We start from the raw sequence: 12,828 nt of genomic DNA on the forward strand, positions 1-12,828 counted from the left end.
ATTCATGGATATTATAATCTTATTATTGATAACGCTATTAATTTATTTGTTACCTCAAAATAAGGAGTATCTAAATGTTAAATCTACATCAGGGCTTAGAGGATTTCTAGCTATAGGAATAATATTTCATCATTTGTCACAATGGGTTACATCTGGTGATGAATTTTCTAATTTTTCCTATATGGGAACTTATATCGTTTCTATTTTCTTTTTTTTATCAGCCTATGGATTGTATTTTCAGAACGAAAATAAGAAAAACTATCTAGATAATTTTTTAGTTAAGAGACTTTCTAAAATTCTAGTTCCATTTTTTTCTATATCTTTGATTTATATGTTTTACAGATTTTTAAACGGTCAATTAATGGATTTAAATTTTTTTGCTAATTTATTTAAAAAAGGAAGTACAATTATTTATAATGGTTGGTTTGTCGATATTATAATTTTAATGTATATATTTTTTTATATATCGTTTAAGTTTTTCAGAAATAAGTTTATTTCTATTGTTATCAATACAGTATTCATAATTGGTTATATCTGTTTAGCTATAAAATTAGGTTACGGTTTTTGGTGGTATAATAGTGTTTTTCCCTTCATTATTGGCTTAATATGGGCTAAAAATAAAGAGAAAATTGATGGAGTTTTAGATAGACATTATTTTATCATACTTGTTTTAGTAACTGTGTTACTCTTTATTTCACATCAATACGATATTTTGTTGAGGTATGTGCATTTAGAAGATAGTTATAGTTATGCGTTAGCTGCTAATTTAGATAATATTATTTTTACAATCTACTTTATTACTGTTTTTTTGAAAAAAATAAATTTTTCAAATATATATTTGATTTTAATAGGTAGTATATCATTTGAATTATATATGATACATGGATTAGTAATCTCTATTCTAGAAAAAATATTTGTGTCATCCAGAGTAAATGATGTGTTATTTACATTTTTTGTATTGATGATAAGTCTGATTTTAGCTTGGATTATTAACAAATTAGTTAATAGGTTTATTCAACAAGTAAGTCTATTTATAAAATCAACATTAAAGGAAAATACTCTATGGAAAAAATTGTAGTTCAAGGTGGCGATAATCGTCTGGTAGGAAGTGTTACGATCGAAGGAGCAAAGAATGCAGTCTTGCCCTTGTTGGCAGCGACTATTCTAGCAAGTGAAGGAAAGACTGTTTTGCAGAATGTTCCTATCTTGTCAGATGTTTTCACTATGAATCAGGTGGTTCGTGGTTTGAATGCCAAGGTGGATTTTAATGAAGAAGCTCATCTTGTTGAGGTGGACGCGACTGGCGATATCACTGAGGAAGCTCCTTACAAGTATGTCAGCAAGATGCGTGCATCTATCGTTGTCTTGGGACCAATTCTTGCCCGTGTAGGTCATGCCAAGGTATCCATGCCAGGTGGGTGTACCATTGGTAGCCGCCCTATTGACCTTCATTTGAAAGGCCTGGAAGCTATGGGGGCTAAGATTAGTCAGACAGCTGGTTACATCGAAGCCAAGGCTGATCGCTTACATGGGGCTCATATCTACATGGACTTCCCAAGTGTTGGTGCTACGCAGAACTTGATGATGGCGGCGACTCTGGCTGATGGAGTTACAGTGATTGAAAATGCTGCGCGTGAGCCTGAGATTGTAGACCTAGCCATTCTCCTCAATGAAATGGGAGCTAAGGTTAAGGGTGCTGGTACAGAGACCATTACCGTTACCGGCGTTGAGAAACTTCATGGTACGACTCATAATGTAGTCCAAGACCGTATCGAAGCAGGAACCTTTATGGTAGCTGCTGCCATGACTGGTGGTGATGTCTTGATTAAAGACGCTGTTTGGGAGCACAACCGTCCCTTGATTGCCAAATTGCTTGAAATGGGGGTGGAAGTGACAGAGGAGACTGAAGGAATTCGTGTTCGTTCTCAACTAGAAAATCTAAAAGCTGTTCATGTGAAAACCTTGCCCCACCCAGGTTTTCCAACGGATATGCAGGCTCAATTTACAGCCTTGATGACCGTCGCAAAAGGGGAATCAACCATGGTGGAGACAGTTTTCGAAAATCGTTTCCAACACCTAGAAGAGATGCGCCGCATGGGCTTGCATTCTGAGATTATCCGTGATACAGCTCGTATTATTGGTGGTCAACCTTTGCAGGGGGCAGAAGTTCTTTCTACTGACCTTCGTGCCAGTGCTGCCTTGATTTTGACAGGTTTGGTAGCACAAGGAGAAACTGTAGTTGGTAAATTGGTTCACTTGGATAGAGGTTATTACCAATTCCATGAGAAGTTGGCGCAGCTAGGTGCTAAGATTCAGCGGATTGAGGCAAGTGATGAAGATGAATAAGAAATCAGGCTACGTAGTCAAGCGTTTACTTTTAGTCATTCTGGTACTGATTTTAGGTGCTCTGGCTCTAGGAATCGGTCTAATGGTAGGTTATGGAATCTTGGGCAAGGGTCAAGATCCATGGGCTATCCTGTCTCCGGCAAAATGGCAGGAATTGATTCATAAATTTACAGGAAATTAGGCTGGAGAACCAGCCTTTTTTAAAGATAAGGAGAAATATGAACAAAAAAACAAGACAGACACTAATCGGACTGCTAGTGTTATTGCTTTTGTCTGCAGGGAGCTATTATATCAAGCAGATGCAGTCGACAGCTAATAGTCACAAAACCAAGGTTAGTCAGAAAAAACAAGCGTCTGAAGCTCCTAGTCAAGCATTGGCAGAAAGTGTCTTAACAGATGCAGTCAAAAGCCAAATAAAAGGAAGTTTGGAGTGGAATGGATCAGGTGCTTTTATCGTCAATGGAAATAAAACAAATCTAGATGCCAAGGTTTCAAGTAAGCCCTACGCTGATAATAAAACAAAGACAGTGGGTAAGGAAACTGTGCCAACCGTAGCAAATGCCCTCTTGTCTAAGGCTACTCGCCAGTACAAGAATCGTGAGGAAACGGGGAATGGTTCGACTTCATGGACCCCTCCAGGCTGGCATCAGGTTAAGAATCTAAAGGGCTCTTATACCCATGCAGTAGATAGAGGTCACTTGTTAGGCTATGCCTTAATCGGTGGCTTGGATGGTTTTGATTCCTCAACAAGTAATCCTAAAAACATTGCTGTTCAGACAGCTTGGGCAAATCAGGCGCAAGCTGAGGATTCGACGGGTCAAAACTACTATGAAAGCATGGTGCGTAAAGCCTTGGACCAAAACAAGCGTGTCCGTTACCGTGTAACCCTTTATTACGCTTCAAACGAGGACTTAGTTCCTTCAGCTTCACAGATTGAAGCCAAGTCCTCAGACGGAGAATTGGAATTCAATGTTCTAGTTCCCAATGTTCAAAAGGGGCTTCAACTAGATTACCGAACTGGAGAAGTAACGGTTACTCAGTAAAAGATAAGATAAACTCCTATGTCACTTGTGGATGTAGGGGTTCTTTTTTTACTAGTTTCAGCAGGGCTAGAATAGATACTAATACTCAATGAAAATCAAAGAGCAAACTAGGAAACTAGCCGCAGGCTGTACTTGAGTACGGCAAGGCGACGTTGACGCGGTTTGAAGAGATTTTCGAAGAGTATAAGAAAAAAATAATATGTACTGGACTATATTTTGTGATATAATAAAAGATAAGTTACTATTTTAGGAGAAGAACTATGGAAGACCCAAGTAGTCAGAATTTGTTGCTACAATTTGTTTTATTGTTTATCTTGACGGTGTTGAATGCCTTTTTCTCAGCCACAGAAATGGCCATGGTGTCACTAAACCGTGCGCGTGTTGAACAAAAGGCAGAAGAAGGAGATAGACGCTATATCCGTCTGCTGAAGGTACTAGAAAATCCTAACCACTTTTTATCAACCATTCAAGTAGGAATTACCCTGATTACGATCTTATCAGGGGCGAGTTTGGCAGAAACTCTGGGACGAGAAATTGCTTCTTGGCTTGGAAATAGCGAAACAGCTTATGCCGTTGCAAGTTTTCTATCTTTAGCATTTTTGACTTATATTTCCATCGTTTTTGGGGAATTGTATCCCAAAAGAATCGCTCTTAATCTAAAGGATGCCTTGGCGATTCGTACAGCGCCAGTTATCATTGGGCTTGGGAAACTAGTTAGTCCCTTTGTTTGGCTCTTGTCTGCATCTACCAATCTCTTGAGTCGCTTGACTCCGATGACCTTTGATGATGCTGATGAAAAAATGACCCGTGATGAAATTGAGTACATGTTGACAAATAGTGAAGAAACACTAGATGCTGACGAAATTGAAATGTTACAAGGAATCTTTTCACTGGACGAATTAATGGCCAGAGAAGTTATGGTTCCTCGAACGGATGCCTTTATGGTGGATATTCAGGATGATAGTCAAACCATTATCCAAAGTATTTTAAAACAAAATTATTCCCGTATCCCTGTTTATGATGGAGACAAGGATAATGTGATTGGGATCATTCACACCAAGAGTCTTCTTAAGGCGGCTTTTGAAGACGGTTTTGACAATATTGTATGGAAGAGAATTTTACAAGATCCACTCTTTGTTCCTGAAACTATTTTTGTGGATGACTTGCTAAAAGAATTGCGCAATACCCAAAGACAAATGGCAATCTTGCTAGATGAATACGGTGGTATGGCTGGTTTGGTGACACTTGAAGACCTCTTAGAGGAAATCGTTGGGGAAATCGATGACGAAACAGATAAGGCTGAAATCGAAGTTCATCAAATCGGAGAAGATACTTATATTGTTCAAGGTACCATGAATCTCAATGACTTCAATGACTATTTTGATGTTGAACTGGAAAGTGATGACGTTGATACCATCGCTGGTTATTATTTGACAGGAGTTGGGACCATTCCAACGACTGAGAAACTCAGCTATGAATTGGTTAGTCAAAACAAACAGCTTATCCTAACCAATGATAAGGTAAAAAATGGACGTGTTACCAAGGTAAAAGTCCAAATCACAGAAGTCGAAATAGAAGAAGAAACAGAGTAAACTAGAGGCTTTTGTCACCAGGCGTGACGAAGCTTTTTTCAGTTGATTTCAAAAGGGAATTGTGTCCTCGAAAAAACTCAGCCCAAACTTGCCCCAAAAGTTTTTTAAAGTTATACGTATTTATTCGAGGAAAAATAAAAAAGCCCTTCAAACTGGGCTTTCTGTTCGTTTGGAACCTGATAAATCAAGTTCATAGAAGGCGGTAGACGGATTTGAACCGACGATCAAGCTTTTGCAGAGCCGTGCCTTACCACTTGGCTATACCGCCTTTACTTTTATTATTATACCTTGAAAATCATTCACAGTCAATAGCTTTTTCAGATTTTTTGTATGAATAAGCCTAAATATTCTGAAAATTCGTTTACTTTTCTCGAAATCTATGTTATAATTGATAAAACCTATACTTTAATAAGAGGAGTAAAGAAATGAAAAAAAGTAGAGTCTTTGTTGCAGCAGGAGTTGCTTTATTAGCAACAGGTGTATTAGTAGCTTGTGGGAATTCAAAATCATCTGATTCGACAGCTCCAAAAACCTATGGTTATGTCTATTCGGCTGATCCAGAAACATTGGACTATCTTATCTCTGGAAAAGAGAGTACGAAAGTGGCTACTTCAAACGGGATCGATGGCCTCTTTACAAATGATAAATACGGGAATTTGACTCCTGCGGTTGCAGAAGACTGGTCTGTATCAAAAGATGGATTGACTTATACCTACAAAATTCGTAAAGGTGTCAAATGGATGACATCCGATGGTGAAGAATATGCCGAAGTGACTGCTAAAGACTTCGTGAATGGATTGAAACATGCGGCAGATAAGAAATCAGAAGCTCTATATCTAGCTGAGACTTCAGTAAAAGGTTTATCTGATTATTTGGCTGGGAATTCAAAAGATTTTTCTACAGTAGGTGTTAAAGCGGTTGATGACTATACTCTTGAGTATACTTTGAACCAACCAGAACCTTACTGGAACTCTAAGATGGTTTATTCAATTTTCTGGCCATTAAACGAAGAATTTGAAAAATCAAAAGGCTCTGATTTTGCTAAAGCGACAGATCCTACATCATTGCTATATAATGGACCTTTCTTGCTTAAAGGTTTGACTGCTAAATCTTCTATCGAATTTACTAAGAACGAGCAGTACTGGGATAAAGAGAATGTTCATTTAGATAAAGCAACACTTGCATATTTTGATGGTTCGGACCAAGAATCACTTGAGCGTAACTTTACAAGTGGAGCTTATAGTTTTGCTCGTCTTTACCCAACAAGTTCAAACTTCTCAAAGGTAGAGGAGTCATACAAGGATAATATTTTCTACACTCCGTCAGGAGCTGGTATTGGAGGTTTAGGTGTAAATATTGATCGACAAAATTACAAATATACATCTAAAACGACAGATGAAGAGAAAACATCTACTAAGAAAGCTCTTCTTAACAAAGACTTCCGCCAAGCCTTGAACTTTGCCTTTGACCGTACAGCTTATTCTGCTCAAGTTAACGGTAAAGAAGGTGCTCCTCTAGCAGTTCGTAATTTATTTGTGAAACCGGACTTTGTTTCCGCAGGTGAAAAAACTTTCGGTGACTTGGTTGCTGAAAAAGTTACGACTTATGGAGACGAGTGGAAAAATGTAAACTTTGCTGATGGTCAAGACGGTCTCTTTAATGCTGATAAAGCTAAAGCAGAATTTGCTAAAGCTAAAACTGCTCTGGAAGCAGAAGGTGTGAAATTCCCTATCCACTTGGATGTTCCAGTAGACCAAGCGTCTAAAAACTTTATTGCACGGATTCAGTCGTTCAAACAATCAGTTGAAAAAGTTTTAGGCGAAGAAAATGTTGTCATTGATATTCAACAGATTTCTAAAGATGAATTCTTTAATGCAACTTATTATGCTGCTAATGCGGCAGCTGAGGATTGGGATCTTTCAGGTGCTGTTGGATGGAATCCTGACTATGAAGATCCATCAACTTACCTTGATATCCTTAAATCAACTAATAGTGAGCAAACGAAAACTTATATGGGCTATGATGACCCATCAAATGCAGCTGCAGCTAAAGTTGGTATGAAAGATTACGATAAATTGCTTGATGAAGCTGGAAAAGAAACAAGTGATCTTAACAAACGTTATGAAAAATATGCAGCTGCTCAAGCTTGGTTGACAGACAGTTCACTCTTCTTACCAGCTATGTCTTCTAGTGGTGCTGCACCATTCATTTCTCGTGTTGTACCATTCTCAGCTTCTTATAGCCAATCTGGAGACAAAGGTTCAAATCTCTACTTCAAATATATTCAGTTACAAGACAAAGTTGTAACAAAGGCTGATTATGAACAAGCTCGTGAGAAATGGATTAAAGAGAAAAAAGAATCAAACGAAAAAGTTCAAAAAGAATTGACTAAACACGTTAAATAAATAACTCTCAAGGGAACTTTCTCTCCATGAGGAGAAGGTTCTTTTGGGATTTAAAAAGGAAACGATATGAAGAAATATATTTTTATGCGTGTCTTGCGGTCATTGGTTTCTATCTTCTTAGTAACAACCTTGACTTACACGATTATCTATACAATGGTTCCTCGAAAATTAATTTTCAAACAGGATACCAACTATAACAAGATTGCGACAACTGCTGATAAGCGTGATAACTATGAGAACACTGTTTATGAGCGTATGGGCTATATCGAGTACTACGATACCAAGGAATTGCAAGAAAAAGCTAGCCAGATGGATGCCTCTGTAACAGTTGAAGCTAATGACACCAACAAGGATATCTATGAAAAATACATCAAACAAATCGGTCATGGTTGGACTCTAGGAGAATTTACTGAAAGTGGCCAATTCTACGCTACTCGTGAAATCCCAATTTTTGAACGTGTTTTCAAATTCTATGCTAACTTGATTGACATTGACCATACTAATAAAATTCAAGACCCTGAAAATCCAGACTTGAAACGTTACCTTCGTTTCGAAAATGATCCAGCGATCGGATGGTCATTGGTCGGTTCAGGAACTAAACACAAATATCTCTTGTACTTCAACAGTCAGTTCCCATTCGTGCATCAAAACTTTGTGAACATCAATTTAGGTGACTCTTATCCGACCTATGCTAATAGCCCTGTTTTACAGGTTATTACTCAGGGGCAAGGGCAAACAAAAACGGGTCAAGTTCAGTTCCCAACAGGTAAGAAGACATCTTCTGTAAATATTTACTCAAGAACCTACAAATCACCTAGTCAGGCTGATTCTCGTGAAGTAGCTAACTACGGAAAAGATGATCCATATACTGCAACTGAAAGTAACTACCAATATCCTTCAATGATTGCCAGCTCTGCTGTTGTTGGATTGATCGGTTTGGTGATTTCTTATGCGATTGCCGTGCCACTTGGTTCAGCTATGGCTCGCTTCAAGAATACTTGGATTGATAGCTTCTCAACAGGGTTTTTGACCTTCTTGATGGCCCTTCCAACCATTGCTTTGGTTTACATTGTTCGTTTGATTGGATCATCAATTGGTCTTCCAGATTCATTCCCTATTTTGGGTGCTGGAGATTGGCGTTCGTATGTTTTACCAGCAGTTATCCTTGGTTTATTGGGTGCTCCTGGTACAGCTATTTGGATTCGTCGCTATATGATTGACTTGCAATCACAGGACTTTGTTCGTTTTGCTCGTGCAAAAGGTTTGTCTGAAAAAGAAATTTCAAACAAACACATCTTTAAAAATGCCATGGTTCCGCTAGTTTCAGGAATTCCTGGTGCTGTTATCGGGGTTATCGGTGGTGCAACCCTTACTGAAACAGTCTTCGCCTTCCCAGGTATGGGTAAAATGTTGATTGACTCTGTAAAAGCATCTAATAACTCTATGGTTGTTGGTCTTGTCTTCATCTTTACATGTATTTCTATCCTCTCTCTTCTTTTAGGAGATATTTGGATGACTATTATTGACCCACGTATTAAATTGACTGAGAAAGGAGGCAAATAATGTCTACAATCGATAAAGAAAAATTTCAGTTCGTAAAACGTGACGATTTTGCCTCTGAAGCCATTGATGCGCCAGCTTATTCATACTGGGGTTCAGTGTTTAGACAATTTATGAAGAAAAAATCAACTGTAGTCATGTTGGGAATCTTGGTAGCCATCATTTTGATGAGTTTCATCTACCCAATGTTTTCTAAGTTTGATTTCAATGATGTCAGTAAGGTAAACGACTTTAGTGCTCGTTATATCAAGCCAAATGCTGAGCATTGGTTCGGTACTGACAGTAACGGTAAATCGCTCTTTGACGGTGTCTGGTTCGGAGCTCGTAACTCTATCCTCATTTCTGTGATTGCGACAGTGATTAACTTGGTTATCGGTGTTTTTGTCGGTGGTATTTGGGGAATTTCAAAATCAGTTGACCGCGTGATGATGGAAGTTTACAACGTCATCTCAAACATCCCATCTCTTTTGATTGTCATTGTCTTGACTTACTCAATCGGAGCTGGATTCTGGAATCTGATTTTCGCCATGAGTGTAACAACATGGATTGGAATTGCCTTCATGATTCGTGTGCAAATCTTGCGTTACCGTGACTTGGAATACAACTTGGCGTCACGTACTCTGGGAACACCAACCTTGAAGATTGTTGCCAAAAATATCATGCCTCAATTGGTATCTGTTATTGTGACAACCATGACTCAAATGCTTCCAAGCTTTATCTCATACGAAGCCTTCTTGTCATTCTTCGGTCTTGGATTACCAATTACAGTGCCAAGTTTGGGTCGTTTGATTTCGGATTATTCACAAAACGTAACAACTAACGCTTACTTGTTCTGGATTCCATTGACAACCCTTGTTTTGGTATCCTTGTCCCTTTTCGTAGTTGGTCAAAACTTAGCGGATGCTAGTGATCCACGTACACATAGATAGGAGTAGAAATGACAAAAGAAAAAAATGTAATTTTAACTGCTCGCGATATTGTCGTGGAATTTGACGTTCGTGACAAAGTATTGACAGCCATTCGTGGCGTTTCCCTTGAACTAGTTGAAGGTGAAGTATTGGCCTTGGTAGGTGAGTCAGGATCAGGTAAATCTGTTTTGACAAAAACCTTCACAGGTATGCTCGAAGAAAATGGTCGCATTGCCCAAGGTAGCATTGACTACCGTGGTCAAGACTTGACTGCCTTGTCTTCTCACAAGGATTGGGAACAAATTCGTGGTGCTAAGATTGCGACTATCTTCCAGGATCCAATGACTAGTTTGGACCCGATTAAAACAATTGGTAGTCAGATTACAGAAGTTATTGTAAAACACCAAGGAAAAACAGCCAAGGAAGCAAAAGAATTGGCTATTGACTACATGAATAAGGTTGGGATTCCAGACGCAGATAGACGTTTTGATGAATACCCATTCCAATATTCTGGAGGAATGCGTCAACGTATCGTTATTGCTATTGCCCTTGCCTGCCGACCTGATGTCTTGATTTGTGATGAGCCAACAACTGCCTTGGATGTGACTATCCAAGCACAGATTATTGATTTGCTAAAATCTTTACAAAACGAGTACCATTTCACAACAATCTTTATTACCCACGATCTTGGTGTGGTAGCAAGTATTGCGGATAAGGTAGCGGTTATGTATGCAGGAGAAATCGTTGAGTATGGAACTGTTGAGGAAGTCTTCTATGACCCTCGCCATCCATATACATGGAGTCTCTTGTCTAGCTTGCCTCAGCTTGCTGATGATAAAGGGGATCTTTACTCAATCCCAGGAACACCTCCGTCACTTTATACTGACTTGAAAGGGGATGCCTTTGCCTTGCGTTCAGACTATGCAATGCAGATTGACTTCGAACAAAAAGCTCCTCAATTCTCAGTATCAGAGACGCATTGGGCTAAAACTTGGCTTCTTCATGAGGATGCTCCAAAAGTAGAAAAACCAGCTGTGATTGCAAATCTTCACGATAAGATCCGTGATAAAATGGGATTTGCCCATCTGGCAGACTAGGAGGAAGGAAATGTCTGAAAAATTAGTAGAAATCAAAGATTTAGAAATTTCCTTCGGTGAAGGAAGTAAGAAGTTTGTCGCAGTTAAAAATGCTAACTTCTTTATCAACAAGGGAGAAACTTTCTCGCTTGTAGGTGAGTCAGGTAGTGGGAAAACAACTATTGGTCGTGCTATCATCGGTCTCAATGATACAAGTAATGGAGATATCATTTTTGAAGGTCAAAAGATTAATGGTAAGAAATCGCGTGAACAAGCTGCAGAGTTGATTCGTCGTATCCAGATGATTTTCCAGGACCCTGCTGCAAGTTTGAATGAACGTGCGACTGTTGATTATATTATTTCAGAAGGTCTTTACAATCACCATCTGTTCAAGGATGAAGAAGAACGTAAAGAGAAGGTTAAAAATATTATCCGTGAAGTGGGTCTTCTTGCTGAGCACTTGACTCGTTACCCTCATGAGTTTTCAGGTGGTCAACGTCAACGTATCGGTATCGCCCGTGCCTTGGTCATGCAACCAGACTTTGTTATTGCAGATGAGCCAATTTCGGCCTTGGACGTTTCTGTACGTGCCCAAGTCTTGAACTTGCTCAAAAAATTCCAAAAAGAACTTGGTTTGACTTATCTCTTTATCGCCCATGACTTGTCGGTTGTTCGCTTTATTTCAGATCGTATCGCGGTTATTTACAAGGGTGTTATTGTAGAGGTTGCAGAAACAGAAGAATTGTTTAACAATCCAATTCACCCATATACTCAAGCCTTACTTTCAGCGGTACCAATCCCAGACCCAATCTTGGAACGTAAGAAGGTCTTGAAGGTTTACGACCCAAGTCAACACGACTATGAGACTGATAAGCCGTCGATGGTTGAAATCCGTCCAGGTCACTATGTTTGGGCTAACCAAGCCGAATTGGCACGTTACCAAAAAGGATTAAACTAATAATGGTTTTATAATTTCCATGTCAACTTTTGTGGAAATTATAAACCTTTTTTCTATCCTTAAAAGAGATAGGTTTAAAAATTTTAAAATGATAAAAACGCATAATATTAGATGTAGGCGTACTGACATTATGCGTTTTTATTATGTAAAGTTTTGATAAATTTCTCCTAATACTCTTTGATTTTCATTGAGTATAAGATTGAGTTTTTGTATAGCTTCAAACTTATGTATAAAGAATTTTAGAAATTGGAGTATGTTAGATTAGTGAAGTGAATATCAAATTCTAATAAGTTACTATCAATTGCTTATAATCATCTTATTTGATAATCTGTATCTGTTTCCAACTATTATACAATTGTTTATCCCATATTTTTATTTAAAATTGACCAATAACAACTGTACTAGTTTTCTCTAAGGAAATTGAAGAGATCGCGTCTAATAGTTCATTATAGTAGAATCCGTTTTTCAAATCTGTTTTAGTAGCTAGAGCGAACACTTCTAGCGTATATCGATGATCTTTATCAGGAGGAGTTGGTCCAACAAACATAGAATCAATTTCAGAAAAGTCAGTTTCCAATAGAGGACTTGCGAAACTATTTTTCCCTTGCGTAATAGAAGCTTTATAATCTAGACTGTAATTTTCAGGAATAATGACTGTATTATTTTTGACTTCTATATTCGTAGCAAGCCAATGAATCCAAGGGAATGAACAAACTGGAATAGCATCATAATCAATTAAAGTAATAGCTATGTATTTTGTCCCTTCTGGTAATTCGCTAATCTCAAAGGGGAAGGAGCGTACAGGATTCCCCTTAATAATGTCGGTACAATCTGCTTCTTTTCCAAATCGTTTAGGCAATAAGTTCTGGTTAAAAGGTATATTAATTTTCATCATATTGCTCCTTTCATGTAATCGAATAAATTATTCTTGATTCTATGA

At 38.3% G+C, this 12,828-nt stretch carries 11 protein-coding genes and 1 tRNA gene; 10 read left to right on the plus strand and 2 right to left on the minus strand.

Annotation, left to right across the window (positions count from 1 at the left end; all coding sequences use genetic code 11):
- Nucleotides 1-4: 4 nt before the first annotated feature.
- The 5 genes from HMPREF0851_RS11680 (at nt 5) to HMPREF0851_RS11700 (ending at nt 4,981) form a co-directional block, all read left to right on the plus strand.
- On the plus strand, nt 5-1,078 hold the full coding sequence (locus HMPREF0851_RS11680) for an acyltransferase family protein (RefSeq protein ID WP_000351360.1): 1,074 nt from the start codon (nt 5-7) through the stop codon (nt 1,076-1,078).
- Nucleotides 1,063-2,346 carry a UDP-N-acetylglucosamine 1-carboxyvinyltransferase gene (gene murA / locus HMPREF0851_RS11685; RefSeq protein ID WP_000411906.1) on the plus strand — a complete coding sequence of 428 codons (1,284 nt, stop codon included), beginning with the start codon at nt 1,063-1,065 and terminating at the stop codon, nt 2,344-2,346. The genes HMPREF0851_RS11680 and murA overlap by 16 nt, the downstream gene beginning before the upstream one ends.
- Entirely contained in the window at nt 2,339-2,527 is a 189-nt protein-coding gene (locus HMPREF0851_RS11690) for a DNA-directed RNA polymerase subunit beta (protein ID WP_025169885.1), read from the plus strand. Before murA ends, HMPREF0851_RS11690 begins: the two co-directional genes overlap by 8 nt.
- A 37-nt stretch (nt 2,528-2,564) precedes the next feature.
- Nucleotides 2,565-3,389, plus strand: a complete 825-nt coding sequence (gene endA, locus HMPREF0851_RS11695; RefSeq protein ID WP_001036770.1) for a DNA-entry nuclease EndA — start codon at nt 2,565-2,567, stop codon at nt 3,387-3,389.
- 260 nt (nt 3,390-3,649) lie between these two features.
- A complete protein-coding gene (locus tag HMPREF0851_RS11700; protein ID WP_000390036.1) occupies nt 3,650-4,981 on the plus strand; it encodes a hemolysin family protein in 1,332 nt (443 codons plus the stop codon).
- Nucleotides 4,982-5,178: 197 nt separating this feature from the next.
- Here HMPREF0851_RS11700 and HMPREF0851_RS11705 read toward each other — a convergent pair.
- Nucleotides 5,179-5,249, minus strand: a tRNA-Cys gene (locus HMPREF0851_RS11705).
- Nucleotides 5,250-5,406: 157 nt separating this feature from the next.
- Between HMPREF0851_RS11705 and HMPREF0851_RS11710 the strand changes: the two genes are divergently transcribed.
- The 5 genes from HMPREF0851_RS11710 (at nt 5,407) to HMPREF0851_RS11730 (ending at nt 11,888) form a co-directional block, all read left to right on the plus strand.
- Nucleotides 5,407-7,386 carry a peptide ABC transporter substrate-binding protein gene (locus HMPREF0851_RS11710; protein ID WP_000749712.1) on the plus strand — a complete coding sequence of 660 codons (1,980 nt, stop codon included), beginning with the start codon at nt 5,407-5,409 and terminating at the stop codon, nt 7,384-7,386.
- A gap of 66 nt (nt 7,387-7,452) precedes the next feature.
- A complete protein-coding gene (locus HMPREF0851_RS11715) occupies nt 7,453-8,949 on the plus strand; it encodes an ABC transporter permease (protein WP_000759917.1) in 1,497 nt (498 codons plus the stop codon).
- On the plus strand, nt 8,949-9,875 hold the full coding sequence (gene oppC / locus HMPREF0851_RS11720; protein WP_000103691.1) for an oligopeptide ABC transporter permease OppC: 927 nt from the start codon (nt 8,949-8,951) through the stop codon (nt 9,873-9,875). Before HMPREF0851_RS11715 ends, oppC begins: the two co-directional genes overlap by 1 nt.
- 8 nt (nt 9,876-9,883) lie before the next feature.
- Nucleotides 9,884-10,951 carry an ABC transporter ATP-binding protein gene (locus HMPREF0851_RS11725; protein WP_000159549.1) on the plus strand — a complete coding sequence of 356 codons (1,068 nt, stop codon included), beginning with the start codon at nt 9,884-9,886 and terminating at the stop codon, nt 10,949-10,951.
- A gap of 10 nt (nt 10,952-10,961) precedes the next feature.
- Complete coding sequence (locus tag HMPREF0851_RS11730; protein ID WP_001291301.1) at nt 10,962-11,888, plus strand: ATP-binding cassette domain-containing protein; 927 nt, start codon at nt 10,962-10,964, stop codon at nt 11,886-11,888.
- Between the two features lie 376 nt (nt 11,889-12,264).
- On the opposite strand, the gene HMPREF0851_RS11735 is transcribed toward HMPREF0851_RS11730, so the two are convergent.
- A complete protein-coding gene (locus tag HMPREF0851_RS11735) occupies nt 12,265-12,780 on the minus strand; it encodes a YbhB/YbcL family Raf kinase inhibitor-like protein (protein ID WP_000700170.1) in 516 nt (171 codons plus the stop codon).
- Between the last annotated feature and the right edge of the window lie 48 nt (nt 12,781-12,828).

This window comes from Streptococcus sp. M334 (assembly GCF_000187745.1).
Taxonomy (GTDB): Bacteria; Bacillota; Bacilli; order Lactobacillales; family Streptococcaceae; genus Streptococcus.